The sequence below is a fragment of the Cupriavidus pauculus genome (genome assembly GCF_003854935.1).
Taxonomy (GTDB): domain Bacteria; phylum Pseudomonadota; class Gammaproteobacteria; order Burkholderiales; family Burkholderiaceae; genus Cupriavidus; species Cupriavidus pauculus_C.
Map to the genome: position 1 here is coordinate 2105140 of NZ_CP033969.1, position 21395 is coordinate 2126534.

The window sequence follows — 21395 nt, forward strand, 5'->3', positions numbered from 1 at the left end:
CTCGTCCGGCTGGCGGTCAGGGCGCGCGCGAGCGGCGCCGCGCGAGCACCACGTCCACCGCGTCCACCAGGGCGTCGTAGAGCCGCAGCAGCCCCTGGTAGCCCATCTCCATGACTTCCTTGAGGCTGCGCAGCGGCGCGTCCACGCGCTCGTCGTCGAGCCAGTCGATCCACGCGTCGGCGCGCCCGAACGTGCACTGGATCAACTGCGTCTCGCGTTCCATCGTCAGGTCTTCCATGCGCACCCCCAGGTGCCGGTTCACGTTGCGCGTGACCACGGCCGGGAAGTGGTAGGTACGCGGCCCGCGCGACAGGCACACGCCCACCCGCGCGCCTTCCTGCAGCGGCACGTCGATGGGCAGCACCACGCCGAGCCCGCCCATCGAGTAGTTCTCGGTCTTGCAGGCCACCGTGCGGCCGTCCGGCAGCAGCAGCGTGGCCGGCACGCGCATCGGAATGCGGTGCGACACGCGCACCTGCCGCGCCTCGCGCGCCACGCCCACCGCCGCGCCCAGCATCATCAGGTTGAACAGCGCCCACGCCATGTTCATCAGCACGGTGGCCGGCTCCTCGGTGCCCCAGAACAGCAGCCGGGCAATGCCGGCCCCGAGCCCGATCACGTTCAGCCCCAGCAGCACCAGGTACGGCTTGGAGATGGTCCAGTCCAGGTAGTCCTCGGCAATCTGCCCGCCCTTGGCCGTCACGTTGAACTTGCCCGCGCGCGGGTTGATGAACGCCACCGTGGTCGGCAGCACGATGTACCACGCCAGCACGGACTCGTAGACCTCGGCCCAGAACGAATGGCGGAACCGCCCCTGCAGCCGCGAGTTGGTGATGTTGGCGATCAGCAGGTACGGCACCACGTACGCGGTAATCAGCAGCGCCGACGTGTTGATCACGTGCAGCCCGAAGTACAGGTACGCGATCGGCATCGTCAGGAAGATCAGCCGCGGGATGCCGTAGAAGAAATGCAGCATCGCGTTGCTGTAGCACAGCCGCTGGAAGAATTTGAGCCCCCGGCCCAGCATCGGGTTGTCCAGCCGGAAGATCTGCGCCATGCCGCGCGCCCAGCGGATGCGCTGGCCGATATGGCCAGACAGGCTCTCGGTGGCCAGCCCGGCCGCCTGCACCGTGCGCAGGTAGGCGCTGTTGTAGCCCCGGCGGTGCAGTTTCAGCGCGGTGTGGGCGTCCTCTGTGACGGTCTCCACGGCGATGCCGCCAATCTCCAGCAGCGGGCCGCGCTTGATTACCGCGCACGACCCGCAGAAGAACGTGGCGTTCCAGAAGTCGTTGCCGTCCTGGATCAGCCCGTAGAACAGGCTGCCCTCATTGGGCACGCGGCGGAACGTGTCGAAGTTGCGCTCGAACGGGTCGGGCGAGAAGAAGTGGTGCGGCGTCTGCACCAGCGCGCAGTCCGGATCGGCCAGGAACTCGCCCATCGTCATCTGCAGGAACGAGCGCGTGGGGATGTGGTCGCAGTCGAAGATGGCGATGAACTCGCCGTCGGTCTTGGGCAGCGCGGCGTTGATGTTGCCGGCCTTGGCGTGGCGGTTGTCGGTGCGGGTCAGGTAGCCCACGCCGGCGGACTCGGCAAACGCCTGGATGTGCGGCCGGCGGCCATCGTCCAGGATGTAGACGCGCAGCTTGTCGGCCGGCCAGTCCATGCTGCGCGCGGCGAACACGGTGGGCTGGATCACGTTCAGCGACTCGTTGTACGTCGGGATGAAGACGTCGACGGTTGGCCAGCGCTCGGGGTCGGCCGGCAGCGGCTTGGGCCGCCGGTGCAGCGGCCACGCGGTCTGCAGGTAGCCCAGCGCCAGCACCAGCCACGTGTAGACCTCGGCCGCGTAGAGCACGTAGCCCACGGCCGCCTCGATGGCGCTGGCGAACTGCAGCGTCTGCGTTGACCGCCACCAGATGTAGCGGCCGGCCATCAGCGTCGAGATGGCGATCATCGTGATCGTCGCCAGCCGGCCCGGCACGCGGCGCACCACGCTCAGCACGATCCACACCACGGCGAACAGCAGCAACTGGCCCGCCAGCGGCAGCGGCGTGGTGCTGACGGCCAGCGCGGCGATGGCGGCCAGCACCAGCGACACCGGCAGCACGAACGGAATGCGGCCCACGCGCGCGGACACGGCCTCGGTGACGTAGGCCACGCGGTTCCAGTCCGGCCGGGGCAGCCGTTGCAGGACCTTGTGGCGCAGCCGGGAAGACGCGTGCCAGACCGGCTCCAGCACGCGGTCGAGCCAGCGGCGCAGCCAGCGCTTGCGCGCGGGTTCCGCGCCGCCGCGCTGCTTGCGTGGGTCGGCGGCCAGCCGCACGCGCGGACGGGGCGGGCGGATGATCAGCCGCCACAGCCATGCGGCCGGCGTCCGCCGCTTGCCCAGGCCCAGCCGTGCCACCGCACGGCGGTAGATCAGCGCGGCCCATTCGGCCGGGATGTCGGGCTTGCCGGGCCGGGGCGGGCGGAAGAACAGCCGCAGCAGCCAGTCCCACGCACGCGGCACGGCGCCGCCGCTGGCGCCCACGCCCAGCTCGCGCGCCACGCGGTCGCTGGCCCACGCCATCCACAGCCGCAGCCGTCCGGTGCCGTGGTTCATGGTGTGCCTCCGCCCTGGGCGCGCGTCTCGATCCATGCCGACAGCCACGACGCCAGCCCGTTCAGGTCGTGCGCGGCCTGCGAGTGCGGCGTGCTGCGGCTGAAGCACTCGCTGCGCGCCAGTGCCTCGGGCACGCTGCTGTCCTCGTGCACGTGATACGGCAGCATGGCCGTCCCCAGCATCGCCTGGAGCATCGCCACGATGTCGACGTGCAGCGGCCGCGCCGGATGCAGCCGCGTGGCCACGTAGCGCACGGTCTTGCCGCGCGTGGCCAGATCGTCGGCCAGCCGCTTCAGCGTCAGGCACGTCTCGGGCTGCGCCGGCACCAGCACCAGCACCAGGTCGGCCGCGTCGATGGCCTGGCTGGCGTAACCGGACGGCCACGGCGCCGTGTCGATCAGCACCGCGCCGGTGGCCGGCAGGTCCACCTGGCCGATCCGCCGCGCCAGCCAGTTCGCCGGCAGCCGCTCGATGGCGCCCGATTCCGCGCTGTCACCCCATGGCACGAACAGTACGCCGTCGTCGCTGCGCAGGCCCGCGCCGGCCCAGGCCGTGGCCGAGCCATCGTGCAGCGACCCGCCCAGCCCGTCGGCCGGAATGTCGCGCAGGCCGAAGTGAAAGCCGAGCACGTTGCGCGGATCGCATTCCACGGCCAGCACGTCGTGCTTGCGCCAGGCCAGCAGCGACGCCAGTTCGGCGGTCAGCGTGCTGCGGCCCGCGCCGCCCGTGGTCGATACCAGGGCGATGGTGGCGGCTGGCGTGCCCGTGCTCATCGCCGGCCCCCCGTGCCGCCCTGGCGCTTGCCGCGTATCACCAGCGCGTCAAGCTGCGGCGGCAGCCGCACGGCCCGGCGCGGGCGCGGCGCGCTCCAGCGCGGCAGCCAGCGCAGCAGGTCGAAGCGCCACGCCAGCCAGGCCAGCGGCGCGGCCAGGATCAGGCCCCAGATGAAATAGCCGAGAAAGATCGCCATGGTCAGTCCTGACGTTTGAGGGGCACCGGATGCGGCGCCGGCAGGGTGCGCGGCGCGGCGCCGGGGCCGGGGCGGCGGGGCGGCACCAGCGGCAGCGACACGGCGGCCGGCTCGGGTTCGGGTTCGGATTCGGGCGCCACTTCAGGCATGGGCGGCATGGGCGGCAGGTCGGCGGCAGCGGCGTCGGCGGTGGCCGGAGAGGTTGGACCCGCCGGGTGCGCCGGCAGCCAGTTGCCGTAGTCGGGCGGCGGATACGCGGCGATCTCCGCTTCCAGCCGCGCCAGTTCGGCCGTGATCGATTCGTTGTCGCCGCTGCGCAGGTCGCCCTGGAACAGGTCGGCCATGGGCCGCTGGAACACGCGCTGGCAGACCGCATCCACGTCGTCCAGCCGGCAGGCGAAGAAGAACGCATAGAGGCTGTCGCTGCCGGCGGTGCACAGGTCCCCCGCGCGGCTCATGCGGCAGGCGCGCAGCGCGTCGACGTGGGCCACCTCGGGCAGCAGCGGCAGTTGCAGCAGCACGTGCGGCAGGCGGATCATGCGGCTGCGCTCCACCGCGTCGCGCACCAGCGCCACGAACGTGGGCGCCGCCACGTAGCCGCTGGCCGTGGTGGTCAGCACCGCCGACAGCGCGTTGTGGTAGTCGGCCAGGATCGGCCGCGAGAACACCTGGCCCTGCAGCCCGTCGATCATCGCCTGCATCCGCGCGAATGGCGTGCGCTGCGCGATCACGGCGTTGGCGCCCAGGTTCAGCATCAGCAGCTCATAGTGCTGGCGCATGGCCTCGCGGTCCTCGCGGATCACGATCTTCAGCGCGCGGCCCGCGCTGCGGCGCAGCCGGTGCACCTGCCCAGCCAGCATCTCCAGGTCGCGCGTGCCGGCGTAGTGCAGGATCACGGTGGCCGCCACCGCCTTGCTGGCCGTGGCCACGGCGGCCTCGTTGCTGTCCACCACGCGCCACGCTTCGGGGATGAAGCGCTCGCGCAGCACCGCGTCGCGGCTGGCAATCACGCGCTGCTCGTCGGGCGCCAGCATGCCGGCCTGCTCGATCGTGTCGCTGTACGTGTCGGCCGCCACCATCAGCCGGTGCTCGCCCGGCGCAAAGCGCAGCCGCACGATCTCGCCGGCCACCACGGCCTGGTTGTCGCGCCAGAACGCCACCTCCCACGTGTACTGGCCCTGTTGCTGCGATAGCTGCACGGCGCCCGCAAAGCGGCCGTGAAAGCCGTGCAGGTCCGGCCCCGGCTGGCCGTCGGCTGCCTCGGGCGGCGCCATCGCCAGCAGCAGCGCGCAGCGCTCGTCGGCGCACCAATCGCCGAGCCGCACGCCCTCGGCCGCCAGCGCCGCGGCGTCGTGCCAGCTGAAGAATGCTTCCGCGCCTTCCAGCAGGAACGTGGTGCCGCGCGCGCCGCACTGGTCGACCAGCGCGTCGAGCGCTTCCATCAATGTGTCGATGCCGGCGCGCCCCGGCTGCGGCCGCAGCGCGCACAGGTTGGCGCGCGCGTGGAGCGCGCGATTGACCTCGATGTCGAGCCCGTGCTCGCGCAGCGCGGCGGCAATGCCTTCGGCCTCGCGCGTCGACAGCACGCAGGCCGGGCCGCGCAGCGCGCTGGCGGCGGTCTGCCAGAACAGCGCGTCCCGGGCCGGCGACGGCGGCGCGTAGACCACGTGCGCGCGGCCCGGCGCCAGCGTGGCCAGCGCCGGGGCCAGGCCCTCGATCGCCAGCGTGGCGCGGGCCTGCAGCCGGGCCAGCAGCGGGGCGGGGCGGGGGGCGGAGGCGTGGGCGGCGTCGTTCATCGAAGGTCCTGTGGGGGCCGCTCAATAGGCCGAGTATGGCCGCACGGGCGTCGGCGGGAACGGCACCGGCAACTCGCGCTTGTCGAACAGGTAGCGCAGCCAGGCCATGGCGCGATTCGGCGCGTAGTCGCGCGAGCGGTCGATCGAGAACCCGGCGCCCACCACCCAGTGCGGCGCCAGCGTGTATTCGACGGTCGCGCCCAGCGTATAGCTGAAGCCGCCGCCCGACCCGCCGCCATAGGTGGCGTTGCCGCTGGCCGCCTGCAGGTCCGGCCGCGTGGGAAAGAACGGCGCGGCGTCCTCGTAGGTCCACGACCAGCCGGCCGATCCCAGCAGCCGCCACGACCACCTGGCATGGCGGCCGGTCCAGTCCAGCGGAATGCCGACCGACAGGTAGCGCTGCGGGCTGTAGTAGCCGCCGTGCCCGAAGGTGTAGAAGCGCTGGTTTTCCGAGTAGTGCCACCAGTTGAACACCAGCCCGCTGGTCACGCGGTGATCGCGCTGGGCGTAGACGGGCACGTCGAAGCCGGTGCGCAGCGTGACCTCGCGGTTGGTCTTGACGTTGTCGCCCGTGTAGACCCCGGCGCCCACGTCGGCAAACAGGCCCAGCCGGCCCACGTCCCGCGCGTAGCGCAGGTGCACGCCGTTGCGGACGATGCCGCCCCAGTGCTCGCCGGTCACCGGGTCGCGCGCGCCGGCGTACGAGATCAGCGAACTGGTTTGCGCCCGGCGCGACACGTCCACGGTCACCGACTGCACGCCCAGGTCCGCCCGGTAGCGCAGCCCGCCCACCACCGTGGTTTCCAGGAAGCCCAGCGGCGTGGTGCCGATATCGGCGCGCCAGCTGTTGTAGGCCCCGTCGTACTCGTAGCCGGCCGCCAGCGCCACGCCCTTGTCGGTCTGGCCGATGTTGCCCAGCCCGGCATTGCCCAGCGCCGGGATCTTGCCGAACTCCAGGTTGCGCAGCGGCGCGGTGCCGCGCAGCGTGCCGGCATCGAGCAGCACCGTGTCGGCATGGAAGAACATGTGCCCCGTGTAGCCGTGCGGCACGCGCACGTACAGCGGGATCTCGGTGGCGTGCAGCCGCGAGATGCCGTCGTCGCCGGACTTGTTCGACTGCATGACCGCCGTCGCCACCTCGCCCTGCCGCCGCGCATCCAGCCCGGCCAGCGCGCGCTGGGCCGGCGTGCCGTCGGCGCCCGGCAGCACGCTTTCGCGCTGTTCCAGCGGCAGCGCCGCGCGGTACAGGCCGGCGGCCTCGTCGAAATCGCCGCGCGACTGCGCGATGCGGCCGCGCTGCACCGTGATGTCGGCGCGGCCCGGAAAGCGTGCGTCCAGCGCGTCCACCACCTCGGCGGCCTCGTCCTCGCGCCGCAGCGCGGTGAAGCGGCGCGCCACCGACAGCCGCGTGTCGATATCGTCCTCGGGCGCCTCGGCCAGCACCGTGCGGACGATGTCCAGCGCCTGCGCGGTCTGGCCCATCCGCTCGTACTGGCGCGCCAGCGTCAGTTGCGCGCCGGCGTCGTGCGGCTGCGTGGCCAGCACCCGGCGGGCCGCGTCGGCCGCGCCGCGGTAGTCACCGCCTGCCTCGCGCAGGTCGGCCAGTTCCAGCAGCCAGCGCCGGTCGGCCTGCTGCGCGGCCGGCACCGCGTCCAGCACCTGCTGCGCGCGCCGCAGGTCGCCGGCGGCGATCTGGCGGTCGGTCTCGCGCAGCGCCAGCCGCAGCGACTGGTCGGCCAGGTCGGCCTGTTCCTCGGCGGTGGCGCCGGGCAGCGCGCCGGTATCGGCGATCCACTGGCGCAGCGCATCGTCGCGGTCGGCGGCGGCCAGCAGTTCGCCGTAGCGCAGCCGGATGTCGACGTGCGGCGCGTCGGGGTGCGCGGCCAGCCAGTCGCTGACCAGCCGCAGGCCCTTGTCGGTCTCGCCCAGCGCAATCCATTCGCGGCCGATCGACGCCAGCATGTGCGGATCGTCGGCGGCCTCCGCGGCGGCCTGGTCGAGCAGGCGGCGGGCGTCCGCGTCGCGGCCCTCGGCCACGCGCTGGCGTGCCTCGCGCAGTTGCTGCTGCGCGGCCAGGTTGCGGGCCAGCCCGCGCATGCTGTCCGAGCGCTCGGCCTGCGGCACGCCGGCCAGCATCGCGGCGGCGCCGTCGATGTCGTCCACGCTGTTCAGGTACAGCGCGCTGGCGTAGCGCATGTCGTTGCCCGGCGCCGCGCGCATGCCGTCGTCCATCACGCTGCGGCCCAGCGCGGGCAGGCTCAGGTCACGATAGATGCGGGCCAGCGTGAAGCGCGTCCACGGGTCGTCGGGCCGCAGGCGGATGGCGTCTTCCAGATCGCGGATAGCCGGGCTGCGCTGTTGCCGGGCCAGCGACTGGTCGGCGCGTACCGACAGCAGGTCGGCCCGCATCGCGCGCAACTCGGCGGCGGACCCCTGCATGCGTGCGGCCTGGCTGGCGATCAGCGGCTCCACCTCGGCCTCGCGGCCTTCCTTCTGCAGGATGCCGACCAGCGTGCGCAGCGTGCCGACGTCGGGCCTGGGGCGGGCCAGCATCTGGCGCAGTAGCGTTTCGGCCTCGCGGTTCTTGTCCTGCGCCACCAGTGCGTCGGCCAGGATGCCCTGCGCGTCGGCGTTGGCCGGCTGCTGCGCCAGCGCCTGCCGGGCCAGCCGCTCGGCCTCGGCCGGCTTGCCCTGGCGATTGGCCTCGCGCGCCTTGGCCACGGTGCCCCAGAACGTGGCCGTGCCGATCAGGCTGCGCCACTTGTCGCTCGGGTCAAGTTGATTGGAGCGCGTGAACAGCTCGCGCGCCTCGTCGTGGCGGCCCTCGCGCAGCCGCACGAGCCCCAGCCCGCCCACCACCTCGGCATCGTCGCGCCGCTTGCGGTACGCCTGCTGCAGCGCGATGTCGGCGTCCTTGAGCTGCCCGCGCTCCAGTTGCGCCAGCCCGCGCTGCCGCGCCTGCCAGGCCGGATCGGCCTCGCGCTGCTTCTGCGCGGCCACGCGCTTGCCCAGTTCGGCCAGCGTGTCCTGCGCGCCCTTGTCGTCGGGCACGGCCTTCACGTAGCGCTCGAACCAGACGTAGTAGGCCGGGTCGTCGTTGACGCGGTACAGCGTGCGCCGCCAGATGTCGAGCGCGGTGGCCCGGTCGCCCTCGGGCTGCTGCGTGACTTCGTAGAGCAGCGCAAAGCCTTCCTGCCGGGTGCCGGCGCGGTCGGTCAGCAGGTCGCCCAGCGTCAGCTTGAGCTGCATGTCCGACGGGTTCGCGCGAATCCGCTGGCGCAGTTCGGCGATGGCCCGCGTGCGGCCGTCCGGCGTGCCCGAGAGAATGCGGTAGTAGTCGCGCGTCAGGCTGCCGGCCGGCGCGCCGCGCGGAAACAGCTTCTGCAGCCGCTGCACCGCTTCTTCGTCCTGGCCGCTGCGCGACAGCAGGCGGATGTTGGCCATCTCGCGCTTGTCGCGCGTGGCGATGCGGTAGGCATCGTCCAGCTCCCGCGTGGCGGCGCTGCCGGGCGCCACGGCCTGCAGCTTCCTGAGCAGCTTGTCGGCCTCGGCCGGGCGGTTCGAGCGGATCTCGATCAGCCCGAGCAGCTTCAGCGCCTCGGGCTCGTTCGGGTTGATCAGCAGCGCCTTGTCCAGGATGCCGCGTGCCATGTCGGCGCGGTTGCGCGCCTCCCACATCCGCGCGGCGGCCAGCAACTGCGCCATCTGGGGCGACGGCGCGGCGCGCGAGGCGGGGGCGGGATCTGCGGCAAGGGCAGGCATGGCGGAAGTGGCCAGCAACACGGCCAGCGTGGGGGCTAGCGCGCTGCGGGGCATGTGGATGTCCAGGCCGGCACCAGCGTGCCGTCCGCCTCGAAGCGGAAGTGTCCGTCCAGATGGCCCAGCCCGAACAGCGCCAGCACCTGGCTGTAGTAGCCCAGCGGCGCCTGCGCGGCCATCGTGCGGGTGCGCTGGGCCTGCCCGCGCGCCGCATCGGCCAGCCCCAGCGCCGCCAGATACGGGGCCACGGCGGCCGAGAACCCCGCGTTGCCGGCGTTCGCACCGAACGTGCCGGCCTGCGTGTCCACGCGCTCGGGCGGATGGCCGTGCGCCACCACGTAGTCGGCCATTGGGCGGAACCGCTGCAGCACCGTGGTGCGCAGCGGGTCGCGCGGGGCGGTCATGCCGGCCCACAGGTAGACGCGGATGGCGTTGTACGACCCGCCGGCCTGCGTCTGCGCGTCGGGCTGGAAGCCGCGGCCCTTCTGGTACACCGCCCAGTCGGGCGAAAAGCCTTTGGGCGCCGTATCGACGATCAGCCGCGCCGAAGTGTCGACGAGCGTCTTCCAGCCGGCATCCTCGGCGCCCAGCACGGCGGCCAGCCGCCGCATCACGGGCAGCGGGACGTAGCTCGGGTTCAGGCGCCACGTGTCCGGCGTGGGATGGAAGCCGGCCGGCCCCGGCAGCAGCGTGCGGCCCAGCCCAGGCAGCACGGCCGATTCCTCGCGCAGCGCGCGGCGCGCCAGCACGGTGCCCAGCGCCGTGTAGCGCCGCACCTGCCAGAGCCGGCCCGCTTCCAGCAGCGCGTAGGCGATCCACAGGTCGGCGTCGGACGCCGGGTTGCTGTCGATCACGCCCCAGGTGCCGGCCTGCTCGCCCTCGGTGCGCTTGCCCCAGATCCACGCGGGCAGGTGGGCGGTCAGGTCGCCCCGGGCCAGGTTGTTCTCGGTCCACGCCAGCAGCCGCTCGAACGTGGCGCGGTCGTTGGCGGCCAGCGCGAAGAACAGCCCGTACGACTGGCCTTCGGATACCGTCACCTGCTGGTCGCTGCTGTCGTCGATGACGCGGCCGTCCCGGCTGATCGTGGCGCGGCGGAAGGCGTCCCAGTCGGGCCAGGGGCAAGACGCGGCGGGGGCGGCCAGCGCGGGCAGGGTGGCGCCGGCCAGCATGCACGCCACGGCGCAGCGGATCGACACGCGCTTCAGCCAGGCCCGTGCCCGCCGCATGTCACCCTCCGTTGCGCCGCGCGGCCAGCCGGCCCAGCGCCCAGAACAGCGTCAGCGCCACCAGCAGCCCGGCCAGGATGCCGCCCAGCGCCAGCAGCGCCGGGTGCGCCGACATCGTCATCCACAGCCGCGCATACCAGGGCAGGTTGCCGACGTAGTAGGTCTCGCCCAGCCGCAGGCCCTCCAGGTCGCGCTGGCGGATCACGGTCAGGTCGCCGCGGATCTGCGCCACCTTGCCGGGGTCTTCCAGCACGTCCAGCACGTCGCGCACGCGGTCGTCGCTGGACGCGGTCAGCGCCACCACGCTGCGCCGCTCGGCAAACGGGGATTCGAAGCCGATCAGCGCGGCCAGCGGGCCGTCGGCGGACAGGATCGCGCGGCCGGCCGGCGAGATGTTCTCGCTGTCGGTGCCGCCAATCCAGTTCGACCACGCATGCGCGCGCTGGTCGCGCAGCGCGATCTCGGTCTTGCCGCGCTCCACCAGCAGCGGCAGCGACTTGCCCCACCGCTGCAGCACCTGCGCGGCGCTGCCGGTGCCGATGATGACGAGGTCGCGGTGCTTGACCGATTCGATGGCGCGGGACGGCGCCACGGTCACGCGCAGCGACGGCAGCCCCGTCCACTTGCCCATGTGGCCCAGCACGGTCAGCAGCGCCTCCTGGTCGATCGTGGTCGGCGCGTCGGGGATCACGATCGCCGTGTCGGCCAGGTCGGCCATGCGCGTGAACGGGTAGCCGCTGTTGGCAAAGAACGCCAGGTTGGGCAGCGCCGCGTAGTGCAGGAAGCCGCTGAAGTCGATCGACGAGTCGGGGTCCACGGCGGCGCGCGCCACGTTGGCCGCCGTCGACGCGCAGAGCCCGGTCTTCTGCGAATCGATGTGGAAGCGGAACTGCATCTGGTTGTTGCTGCCCACGCGGAACGCCGGGATCAGGATCTCGTTGCTGACGCTGGCGCTGCCGCCCGACAGCAGCGGCACGCTGACCAGGTTCTCGTCGTTCTGCACCGTCAGCGGCTTGAGCCGGTACGAGCGCACGAGCTGGTCGTTCACGTCGATGCTGAGCACCGAGTCGTTGTACGTGGACGGCGCCGTGTAGCGGTACTTCATGTTCATCGGCACCGCGCGGTCGTTCCAGCCGAACAGGTCGGCCGGCACCTTCAGGTTCACGCGGATGGCGTCGGGGCTGGCGCCCGAGACCTGCAACTGCTGCGGATCGGTGACCAGTTCCTTGAACATCACCGGGCGGTCCACCGGCGCCCAGGCGGGCGCGTCGTAGGGGCGGCGCGGCTGGCCCAGGTCCACCGACTTGACCAGCGTGCTGGCGCCGGCCATGCCGGCCTTGCCCAGCACCACCGCGTTGGCGGCCACTTCCAGCTCCTGCGGCGTGCGCCCGGCCAGCACCAGCAGCTTGCGCGCGGGGTTGGCCGGGTTCGGCATCACGCTGACGGTCGGCCCGTCGATCTTGTCCAGCCGGATGCCGTCGGGCTGCGCGTTCGGCAGCACCAGCGCGATGGCGTGGGCGTCGCCCGGTGCCGTGCGCGTGACCGGAAAGCGCAGCTCGCGGTAGCTGGCCAGCGCGCCCAGCCAAGACGCCACCACGCCGGCGGCGCGCAGCGTGACCGGATCGGCATTGGCGGGCAGCACGAACGGCACGGTCACGCGGCGGTTGTCGCGGCGGTCGAAGAACGGCGCTGGCAGCAGCGCCAGGTTGTCGGGCAGCGTGACGGTGGACTTGGTCAGCGTCAGCGTGCTGGTGGGGCTGATGTCGGTCCAGAGGCTGGAGTGGTACGGGTCCTCGCAGTGATCGAGCGTGTAGTGCGCGATCATCTGCACGTTGATGCGGTTGAAGTCGGTGAAGAAGCGCGGGTCCAGGTCGACCTCGCGCGACACCTGCTGGCCGGCGTGCTCCTTGTCCAGCGGCAGCGTGGCCACCACCTCGTCGTTGAGGCGGATCTTCAGGTGCGACAGCGGGTAGACCAGCGACGGCGAATACGTGAAGACGAGCTTGAGCCGGGCCGCCGTGACCACCTCGTCCAGCCGCACGCCCACGTTGACCGTGCGGTCAGGGTCCACGCCGCGCAGCGGGATCGTGTAGTTGGCGCCCATCTGGGCGAAGGTCAGGGACTGGGTGCGCCCCGGCGGCAGCGCCGCGGCGTCGGAAGCCGGGGCCGTGGCGGCCGGCGCGCTGGCCGGGGACTGGGCTGCGGCCGGCCCGGGGGCCAGCCCCGCGCACCATGCCATCGTCATCGCGACAGCCATCGGCATGCAGCCACGTAGCAGGCCTGACACGAGTTCCGTCATATCGGGGCGCCCTGTGAGTGTCGCGCGGCGCGAACCGCGCTTCGGAAGGTTACTGCGTGGCGAATATAGCACGCCACTTTCGGCCAGCAGCAACGGTTTGCGGGTAGGCAACGGTGAATTAAGAAAGATTCAATTCATACGCGCGAAGGTCCCAAAAATTTTCAGTTGCATCGGCCGGAGAGGCTGTTCCCCGCGTGTAGGACATGCCGAATTTGCATGAGCTGGCGGGCGGCCGTGTGAAAGAATGCCAGCCATCGTCTTTCACCTTCCAAGAGGAAACCACCCGCCATGTCCGAAGCCGTCGTCCTGCTGAACGGGGAACTGCTCCCGTTGTCCGAAGCCCGCATCCCTGTCCTGGACCGGGGGTTCATCTTCGGCGACGGCATCTACGAGGTGATCCCGCTCTACAACGGCAAGCCGTTCCGCGGCGCCCAGCACCTGGCGCGGCTGGCGCGCAGCCTGGCGGCCATCGGCATCCCGAATCCCCATACCGAATCGGAATGGCTGGCCCAGATCGACCGCGTGGTGCAGGCCAACGGCATGGCCGACCAGATGGTCTACATGCAGGTCACGCGCGGCGTGGCCAGGCGCGCCCATGCCTTTCCGAAGGAAGTCACGCCCACAGTACTGATCATGACCAACCCGATGGCGCTGCCGCCAGCCGCCGCCGTGGAGCAGGGCGTGGCCTGCGTGACGATGGAAGACCGCCGCTGGCTGAACTGCCAGATCAAGTCGACGTCGCTGCTGGGCAACGTGCTGGCGGCGCAGGCCGCGGCCGAGGCCGGCGTGACCGAGGCCATCCAGTTCCGCGACAGCTACCTGACCGAGGCGTCGGCGTCGAACGTGTGGGTGGTCAGCCAGGGCCGCGTGTCGGCCCCGCCCAAGGACAACCTGATCCTGGAAGGCATCCGCTACGGCCTGATGGAAGAGCTGTGCGCGGCGATGGAGATTCCGTTCGAGGCCCGCCGCCTGACGCGCGACGAGGTGTTCGGCGCCGACGAGGTCATGATCTCGTCGGCCAGCAAGGAACTGCTGCCCGTGGTGAAGATCGACGGCCAGGCCGTGGGCGGCGGCACGCCGGGGCCCGTGTTCCAGCGGCTCTACGCGGCCTACCAGGCGGCCAAGGCGGCGCTGTAGTCACACCGGCGCCGGCGCGCCGGTGCTAGGATGGCCGCTGCGGTAATCCATCGATAGGAGGCTGTCTCATGGCCAAGCGCGAGCGCAGCGGGCGCGTCATCAAGGAAGAGGTGAGCCGGCGCATTCAAGGCATCGACGAGATTGCGGACGAGGGGATGCGGGTTCGCGTGCCGGACCCCACGCCCCATGCGCGCGACGCGCGCGGCCGCAACTGGGACATGGCCCGCTTTGGCAACGCCCGCGGCTACGAGGCCGCGATCCGGGCCGTGGTGGACGAGGTGCGCGACGAGTTCGACCTCGTCGACGACCCGGCCAGCCACGTGCCGAACCCGTTCGGCGACTGACCGGCCGCCCGCCCGCGGCAGGCGTTCAGCAAGCCAGCCCCGGCCACGCCGGCTGCGGCCGCCATCCCGCGATGGCGCGCGCCGGCAGCGGCTGGGCGAACAGGAATCCCTGGCCCACGTGGCAGCCCTGTTCCTGCAGGAACTGGCGCTGGTAGGCGCTGGTCACGCCCTCGGCCACCACATTCAGCTGGCGTGCCCGGCCGATGCGGATCACGGCCTCCACCAGCGTGCGCGTGGCTTCGCTGGTCTCCAGGTCCAGCAGGAAGCTGCGGTCCAGCTTGATTTCCTCCACCGGCAGCCGCGTGAGCTGGCTCAGGCTCGAAAACCCCGTGCCGAAATCGTCGATCGACAGCCGCACCCCGAGCGCGCGCAACGCGCCGATGGTGGCCTCGGCCTCGGCCGTCTGCTCCAGGAAGACTCCCTCGGTAATCTCGATGGTCAGTGAGCCCGCCGGCAACTGGTTGGCCTCCAGCGCCTGCGCCACCACGCCGGGCAGCCCCGGATCGCGGATGCACAGCGGCGACAGGTTGACCGATACCCCCGGCACCGCCGCGCCGGCCTGGCGCCACAGGCCCTGCTGCGCGCAGGCTTCGCGCACGGCCCAGTAGCCGAGCGCCACGATCAGGCCCGATTCCTCGGCCAGCGGCACGAAGACCGACGGCGACACGTCGCCACGGCGTGGATGCGGCCAGCGCGCCAGCGCCTCCACGGCCCAGAGCTCGCCCGTGGCAAGGTGCACCTGCGGCTGGTAGTGCATGCGCAGGCCGCCGCTGGCGATGGCTTCGCGCAGGTCGGCTTCCAGCGCGCGGCGGTCGCCCAGCCGGCGGGCCAGCGCGGCGTCGTAGACGCAGACCTGGTTGCCGGGCTCGCCGCCGTGCTGGCGCTTGGCCAGCTTGGCCTGGTAGACCGCCAGGTCGGCGTGGTGCAGCAGCGTGGCGCGGTCGGGCGCCGGTTCGGTCGACAGGCTGATGCCGATGCTGGCCGACGTGGACAGCCGCCGTCCGTGCCCGATGTCGATCGGCGCGGCCAGCGCCTGCAGCAGCGTCTGCGCGGCGGCCAGCGCGGCGTCGCGGTCGTGCCCGGGCAGCAGCACCGCGAATTCGTCGCCCGACAGGCGGCCGACCACGGCCTCGGGGTGGCGCGCGTGCGCGACGTGCTGGAGCCGCGCCGCCACCTCGGTCAGGAAGCGGTCGCCGGCCACGTGGCCCTGCACGTCGTTCACGCGCTTGAAGTCGTTGAGGTCCAGGAACAGCGCCGCCAGCGGCGTGCCGTCGGCGCGGGCGCGGGCCACGGCGGCATCGGCGCGCGCCAGCAGCAACTGGCGGTTGGGCAGGCCGGTCAGCGCGTCGTAGCTGGACAGCCGGTGGATATGCTCCTGGGTCTGGTCGCGCGTCAGCGCCAGCGCGCAAAGGTCGGCGGCCACGGCCACCAGGTGCTCGTGGAACGGTTCGGGCAGGCGCGGTGTGGTGAAGCACAGGCCGAAGGTGCCAAGCACGCGGCCATCGGCGGCGCGCACGGGCGTCGACCAGCTCGCGGCCAGGCCGGCAGCCTGCGCGGCGTCGCGCAGCGTTTCCCAGCGGGGGTCTTGCGAGATGTCGCCCACGGCCACGGGCTGGCCGAGGAACGCGGCGGCGCCGCACGAGCCCGATTGCAGGCCGATCGGCAGGTTGTCGAAGCCGGCCACGGCGGCCGGGTCGGCCGACGGCATCGCCACCAGCCGCAGCCGGCCGTCGGCCACGCGCATGACGGCCGCCATCGCGCCCGGCGCCAGCCGCTCCACGCGGCGGCACAGGTCGGCCATGATCCCGGCGGTCGGCAGGTCGCGCGCGAGCGCTTCCACGGCAGACCGCTGGACGTCCCACAACGCCTCGGCGGCGCCGTCGAACCGGGGAACCTGGGGGTGCGCCTTGACCGCGACCACGGCATCGATCGCCTGCTCCAGCGCCTGGGTACGCATGCTTTGTGACTTTCTCGTTATTGTGGAATTCGGTGCGTGCGCCCGGCCATCTCCCTCGATGGCCGTCCAGCCGCACGCCCCCGCGAGTGTAAGCCGGTTCCTTACCGCCGACGGACAGGGTTTGCCCGGTTTCGCAACATGCGCTGCCGCGCCGTCAACCCCTCGTTGGGGGACCGGCGGCCCGCCGGCGCTTGTGCCGCGCGGGACGTGACACGGGCATGACGGACGTCAAGAGGACGTCAGCGGGCGGTTAGAGGGTTTCTTCGGATTCGGGCGGCCAGGCGCCCTAGGCGTGTGACGGCGGCGCGGCCGCCTCGGCACTGCGCCACGTGGCGCCGGACTGGCGCTTGGCGCCGTACATCGCGGCGTCGGCCGCGCGCAGCAGCGCGCTGGCGTTGCGCGCGTGGATCGGGTAGATGGCCAGCCCGATGCTGAGCGGCGCCGTGATGGCGGTGCCGTCGGGCAGCAGCAGCGGGGCGGCCATGGCGTCGAGGATGTCCTCGGCGATGTGCACGGCGTCCTCGGGATGGCGCAGCGCGCCGATCAGCACCGCGAACTCGTCGCCGCCCAGCCGCGCCACGCTGTCGGACTCGCGCAGCCGCGCACGGATGCGCTGGCCGATGCCGACCAGCACCGCGTCGCCGGCCGCGTGGCCGTGGCGGTCGTTGATGCCCTTGAAGTCGTCGCTGTCCAGGTAGAGCACGGCCGCGTGGCAGTGGGTGGCCGCCGCCGCGCGCACGGCCACATCCAGCGCCTCGGTGAAGGCGGCGCGGTTCAGCAGGCCGGTCAGGCTGTCGTGCGTGGCGCGGTGGGCCAGCGAGCGGTTTTCGTGCTGCAACTGCTTCTGCCACGCTTCCAGCTCGTCCAGCAGCACGTTGAAGTCCTCGGACAGCGCGTTCAGTTCCGCGATCCTGGCCGGCGGCATGCGCTGGCCGAACGCCCGTTCGGACCGCACCGCGTGGGCCACCCGCATCAGGCTGCGCAGCGGATCGACGATATGCGCCAGCATCCGGCGCGACATGTAGTGCGCGCCGATGGCCGTCAGCAGCAGGCACGCCACCAGCCCCAGCGCGCCCTGGAGCAGGAAATGGAGCAGCGCGATGGGGTCGCCGGCCACGCGCACGCTGCCCACCTGCTGGGATTCGTGGATGACCGGCAGCTCGACCGGGCCGGACGTCAGCAACTCGCCGGCCAGCGCGCGCAGCGCCGGCAGGTGGTCCTGCTCCGGCCGCCGCCACGCCGCCAGCGGCTGGTGGTCGCGGTCGAACACGGTGACGGCGGCCACATCCTCGGCGCCGGCGATGGCGGCCAGCGTGTCGGCGGTGGCGGCATCGTCGCGGAACACGACCGGCGCCTCCACCGTGTAGGCGATGGACCGCGCCACGAGCTTCAGGTTGTGGTCGGCATAGGCGCGCAGCGCGGTCAGGCCCAGGAACGTCAGCGAGATGCCGGCCGTGAGCACGGCGATCAGCGCCACGCCCAGGTGGATGCGGCGCAGCGCGCTGTAGAGCGTGGGCCGCAGCGGGGGGCGCGGGCGGGGCCGGGCGGGCGCGGTCATGGCGCGGGCGCCTTGCGGCGTCCCAGTTGCAGCACGCCCGGATGCACGTGGATGCCGCTCCGTGCGATGGCTTCCAGGTGGATGCGGAACGACACCTGCTGGTCGCGGATGTTCAGGCAGAACATGCTGCTGCCTTCGCACTCGAAATCTTCCTCGGCCACCACCAGCACCGGCTTGCCGACGAACGCGGCGGCCAGCGGGCGGCGGCGCGCCTCGGTGACGGCGCCCAGGTACAGCGCGTCGCACTGCGGCACGAGCGCGTCGGACACGGTGTCCACCCGGCGCGCGTCGACCAGCCGGCCCGTGGACAGCGTGCCGCCTTCCATCAGCTTGCCGGCGTAGCGGGCGCCGCCATCGACGCACAGCCGCAGCGTCTCGCGCTCGGTGGGCCACCGGGCGTAGCTGAGCAGGCTCAGCACCACGCGGGCCACGGCTTCGGGGCGCGATGGCGGGGCCGACGCGCCGGAAGCCGGCAGCGGCGTGGCGGGCGGTGCCGTGGCCCCGGCCAGCCCGGCCAGCAGCAGCCACGCCGCCAGCGCCAGCCGGAGCGGGCGGCGCTGGGGGCCAGGGCGGGAGGCGGGGCGGGGCAGGTGTGCGGCGATCGACAAGGCGGCGGGCGTGGAGAGGGGGTCGGATGGATCGTGGACGCTCTCCAGAGTGTCGGCGCGAACCGGCAAAACTGTAGGGACGGGCCGCCGCGGCGCCCGGAATCGGCGGTAACGCCCCGAAACCGTTTCTTACATCACAGGGTCCGGCCCGTGGGTACACTGCTGCCTGTCGGTCCGAGGGTGCCGGGGCACGGCGCCCGCCGAACAACACAAGAAAGGGTCCATCATGCAACGCCAAACCTTGCTGCGTGCCGCCGCCGGCGCCGCGCTGATCTGGTCCGCCGCCGTCTTCGCACCCACCGCGATGGCGCAGGTCAATATCAACATCGGCATCGGCACCCCGCCGCCGGCCCCGATCTACGAAGTCGTTCCCGCGCCGCGCGCCGGCTACGTCTGGGCGCCCGGCTACTGGTCCTGGGACGACCACTACCGCAAGCATGCGTGGAAGAAGGGCCACTGGGTGGCCGAGCGCCCCGGCTACGTCTACGAGGCGCCGCGCTGGGTGCAGGCCAGCAACGGCTGGGTGATGCAGCCCGAACGCTGGAACCGCGGTCCGGACTACGACCGCTACCACGGCCCGCGCCATGACGACCATCGCGGCGGGCCCGGCCCCAAGGGCTACCACTGCCCGCCGGGCCACGCCAAGAAGGGCGAGTGCTGAGGCCCATGTCGCGGCGCCGGGCCCGCGCCGCCGCCATCGCCATGCGGTGACGGCGCGCGGCGGGGCCATGCTAGGATGCCCGGGCACAGCCGACTACCCGGAGCCCCGACATGCCCAAGCAGGTGTTCTCCCGCTCGCAGTATCTCGACATCCTCAATGACAGCCTGCGCCGCCATCCCGGCTTCCAGCCAGGCATGGCGTTCGTGTTCCTGCCGCCGGGCGCCAGTGCCGAGCAGGCGTCGGGCGTGGGCTGCACCGGCCCGCTGGACGCGCTGGCGGTCTACTGCGAGATCGAGCGCGTGGCCGCCGGGCTGATCGAGGTGCGCGACTAGGCCGTATGGCCGTGACAGCCGTGACGTGGCCGGTCCCAGGCATCAAAAAACGCACCCGAGGGTGCGTTTTTCGTTGGGGCTCAGCCTTCGTCTTCCTCGTCGTCGAGGAATTCGCGCCGGAGCATCCAGTTGGCGATGGCTTCGTCGCAGACCTTCTTGAGCTTGCCCTTGTCGGGCAGCTTGTCGAACATCTGGAAGTTGACCAGCGCCATGCCGGCGTCGGTGATGTAGAACAGGCGTTCGGGCTCGTCGTAGTGGACGATGCGGCCGTCGATGCCTGCTTCCTCGCTGTCGGCGGGCATGTCTTCCAGTTCCACCACGCGGCACGTGAAGCGCGGGCTGCGCGTGTGGGTGAGGTACTCGAACTCGTCGTGCGTGACCTCGCCGCCCTTCCCGGCGGTGATGGCGAAGCCCCAGATGAACCGGGGCATCGGCAGATCGGACAGATCGTCAATCTCGTCCATGGTGTTCTCCCTGATGCGTCAGCCGGCATTATCGCCGAAGTCCCGCGCCACGGGCAGCACCCGCCGCGCCGCGTCATTCCAGCAGGTAGCCGCGCGCCAGCGCGCCAAAGTCCTCCAGCTCGCGCGCCTGCCAGGCGGCGTCGTGGCCCAGTTCCTCGGCCAGGATCTCCGCCACGCGCGGCGCGCCGGCCAGCGCGGCCCGGGCGTCCAAAAACAGCGCGCGGTTGCGCCGGCCGAGCACGTCCTCCACCCGGCGCGCCAGTTCGTGGCGGGCCGCAAAGCGGACGTGGGCCTCGGTCAGGCCGGAGGCCGGCACGATCGTCGCGTCGGTGCCGGGCAGCGCGCGCACCAGCGGCAGGTCGGCGCCGTAGTAGCGGTCGGGCGAGCCCGAGTTGGCCGGCGGCAGGTCGTCGGGCATGCCGGTGGCGCCGTGCAGCGGCAGGCTGGCCGTGCGGCACGGCGCGGCGGGCAGCATCTGGCGCTGGATCGCGGTCTCGATCACGTCCTCGGCCATCTTGCGATAGGTGGTCCACTTGCCGCCGGTGACGGTGATCAGGCCCGCGCGCGACACGAGGATCGTGTGCTCGCGCGACAGCGACGCGGTGGACGACTCGCCCGTGGCCTTGACCAGCGGCCGCAGCCCGGCCCAGACACTGGTCACGTCGGCGCGGGACGGGTCGCGCGCCAGGTACCGCGCGGCCGTTTCCAGGATGAAGTCGATGTCGTCGCCCGTGGCGCGCGGCTCCAGCGGCAGGTCCTTGCGCGGCGTATCGGTGGTGCCGACGATGACGTGGCCGTTCCAGGGCACCAGGAACAGCACGCGGCCGTCGTCGGTCTTCGGGATCAGGATCGCGCGGTCGCCGGGCAGGAAGCTGCGCGGGATGGTCAGGTGCACGCCCTGGCTGGGCGCCACCATCGTGCGCGCCTGGCCGTCCTCCATCTGCCGCACCGCGTCGACCCACACGCCGGTGGCGTTGATCACGCAGTCGGCGCGCAGTTCGAACGTGGCATCGCCCAGCGCGTCCTGGGCCGTGACGCCGGTGACCACGCCGTTGCGCTGGGCCAGGCCGGTCACGCGCAGGTAGTTGACGGCCGTGCCGCCCACGTCGAACAGCGTGCGCATCAGCGCCATGGCCAGCCGCGCGTCGTCGAACTGGCCGTCGAAATAGAGGTTGCCGCCGCGCAGCGGCCGGCCGCCGACGTGCTCGGCCAGCGTGGGCACCGCTTCCAGCGTCTCGCGGTGGTTGAGCCAGCGGCTGCCGGACAGGTTCTGCCCGCCGGCCAGCATGTCGTAGACCTTGAGCCCGATGCCGTAGAACGGCTGGTCGAACATCTGGTAGGCCGGCACCACGAAGCCCAGCGGCCACACCACGTGCGGCGCGTTGCGGGCCAGCAGGCCGCGTTCGTGCAGCGCCTCGCGCACGAGGCTGATGTTGCCCTGGGCCAGGTAGCGCACGCCGCCGTGCACGAGCTTGGTGGCCTTGCTGGACGTGCCCTTGGCAAAGTCGGCCGCTTCGAGCAGCAGGGTGCGATAGCCGCGCGCCGCGGCGTCGAGCGCCGTGCCCAGGCCGGTGGCGCCGCCGCCGATGACGATCACGTCCCAGCGCGGCGTGCGCGCCAGCGTATCGAGCAACTGGGCCCGCGAGGGAGGCTGGACCGGAGGTACGTAGGTAGACATGGTG

Annotated in this window: 16 protein-coding genes; 4 read left to right on the forward strand and 12 right to left on the reverse strand. The window is 72.2% G+C overall.

Annotation, left to right across the window (positions count from 1 at the left end; genetic code table 11):
- Positions 1 to 16 precede the first annotated feature (16 nt).
- The 7 genes from bcsA to bcsB are packed head-to-tail and all read right to left on the reverse strand — an operon-like array spanning position 17 to position 12616.
- Complete coding sequence (bcsA, locus tag EHF44_RS11480; protein ID WP_124683855.1) at positions 17 to 2602, reverse strand: UDP-forming cellulose synthase catalytic subunit; 2586 nt, start codon at positions 2600 to 2602, stop codon at positions 17 to 19.
- Positions 2599 to 3375 (reverse strand): cellulose biosynthesis protein BcsQ, encoded by a 777-nt coding sequence (bcsQ, locus tag EHF44_RS11485; protein WP_124683856.1) that lies wholly within the window; start codon positions 3373 to 3375, stop codon positions 2599 to 2601. The genes bcsA and bcsQ overlap by 4 nt, the downstream gene beginning before the upstream one ends.
- On the reverse strand, positions 3372 to 3572 hold the full coding sequence (locus tag EHF44_RS11490; RefSeq protein WP_124683857.1) for a hypothetical protein: 201 nt from the start codon (positions 3570 to 3572) through the stop codon (positions 3372 to 3374). Before EHF44_RS11490 ends, bcsQ begins: the two co-directional genes overlap by 4 nt.
- Positions 3573 to 3574: 2 nt before the next feature.
- On the reverse strand, positions 3575 to 5368 hold the full coding sequence (gene bcsE / locus EHF44_RS11495) for a cellulose biosynthesis protein BcsE (RefSeq protein WP_124683858.1): 1794 nt from the start codon (positions 5366 to 5368) through the stop codon (positions 3575 to 3577).
- A gap of 21 nt (positions 5369 to 5389) precedes the next feature.
- On the reverse strand, positions 5390 to 9184 hold the full coding sequence (locus EHF44_RS11500) for a cellulose synthase subunit BcsC-related outer membrane protein (RefSeq protein WP_124683859.1): 3795 nt from the start codon (positions 9182 to 9184) through the stop codon (positions 5390 to 5392).
- Positions 9166 to 10353, reverse strand: coding sequence for a cellulose synthase complex periplasmic endoglucanase BcsZ (bcsZ, locus tag EHF44_RS11505; RefSeq protein WP_124683860.1), 1188 nt, complete (start codon positions 10351 to 10353; stop codon positions 9166 to 9168). The genes EHF44_RS11500 and bcsZ overlap by 19 nt, the downstream gene beginning before the upstream one ends.
- Before the next feature lies 1 nt (position 10354).
- Complete coding sequence (gene bcsB / locus EHF44_RS11510) at positions 10355 to 12616, reverse strand: cellulose biosynthesis cyclic di-GMP-binding regulatory protein BcsB (RefSeq protein WP_253699808.1); 2262 nt, start codon at positions 12614 to 12616, stop codon at positions 10355 to 10357.
- A gap of 324 nt (positions 12617 to 12940) precedes the next feature.
- Between bcsB and EHF44_RS11515 the strand changes: the two genes are divergently transcribed.
- Together EHF44_RS11515 and EHF44_RS11520 are read left to right on the forward strand one after the other, a co-directional pair.
- Positions 12941 to 13789, forward strand: a complete 849-nt coding sequence (locus EHF44_RS11515) for a D-amino acid aminotransferase (protein ID WP_124683861.1) — start codon at positions 12941 to 12943, stop codon at positions 13787 to 13789.
- A gap of 68 nt (positions 13790 to 13857) precedes the next feature.
- Entirely contained in the window at positions 13858 to 14133 is a 276-nt protein-coding gene (locus EHF44_RS11520; protein ID WP_124683862.1) for a hypothetical protein, read from the forward strand.
- 25 nt (positions 14134 to 14158) lie between these two features.
- On the opposite strand, the gene EHF44_RS11525 is transcribed toward EHF44_RS11520, so the two are convergent.
- The 3 genes from EHF44_RS11525 to EHF44_RS11535 form a co-directional block, all read right to left on the reverse strand.
- The gene (locus EHF44_RS11525; RefSeq protein WP_124683863.1) at positions 14159 to 16090 is read right to left on the reverse strand and encodes a putative bifunctional diguanylate cyclase/phosphodiesterase; all 1932 of its coding nucleotides are present in this window, start codon (positions 16088 to 16090) and stop codon (positions 14159 to 14161) included.
- A gap of 286 nt (positions 16091 to 16376) precedes the next feature.
- Positions 16377 to 17648: a diguanylate cyclase gene (locus EHF44_RS11530; protein WP_124683864.1), complete on the reverse strand. Its 1272-nt coding sequence runs from the start codon at positions 17646 to 17648 to the stop codon at positions 16377 to 16379.
- Positions 17645 to 18250: a YfiR family protein gene (locus EHF44_RS11535; protein WP_409558975.1), complete on the reverse strand. Its 606-nt coding sequence runs from the start codon at positions 18248 to 18250 to the stop codon at positions 17645 to 17647. The genes EHF44_RS11530 and EHF44_RS11535 overlap by 4 nt, the downstream gene beginning before the upstream one ends.
- 232 nt (positions 18251 to 18482) lie before the next feature.
- Here EHF44_RS11535 and EHF44_RS11540 point away from each other — a divergent pair, with 232 nt between their 5' ends.
- Entirely contained in the window at positions 18483 to 18917 is a 435-nt protein-coding gene (locus EHF44_RS11540; RefSeq protein WP_124683865.1) for a YXWGXW repeat-containing protein, read from the forward strand.
- 110 nt (positions 18918 to 19027) lie between these two features.
- A complete protein-coding gene (locus tag EHF44_RS11545; protein ID WP_124683866.1) occupies positions 19028 to 19249 on the forward strand; it encodes a hypothetical protein in 222 nt (73 codons plus the stop codon).
- Between the two features lie 80 nt (positions 19250 to 19329).
- On the opposite strand, the gene EHF44_RS11550 is transcribed toward EHF44_RS11545, so the two are convergent.
- Together EHF44_RS11550 and EHF44_RS11555 are read right to left on the reverse strand one after the other, a co-directional pair.
- Positions 19330 to 19713 carry a hypothetical protein gene (locus tag EHF44_RS11550; RefSeq protein WP_124683867.1) on the reverse strand — a complete coding sequence of 128 codons (384 nt, stop codon included), beginning with the start codon at positions 19711 to 19713 and terminating at the stop codon, positions 19330 to 19332.
- Between the two features lie 73 nt (positions 19714 to 19786).
- The gene (locus EHF44_RS11555; protein ID WP_124683868.1) at positions 19787 to 21391 is read right to left on the reverse strand and encodes a glycerol-3-phosphate dehydrogenase/oxidase; all 1605 of its coding nucleotides are present in this window, start codon (positions 21389 to 21391) and stop codon (positions 19787 to 19789) included.
- Positions 21392 to 21395: the final 4 nt, after the last annotated feature.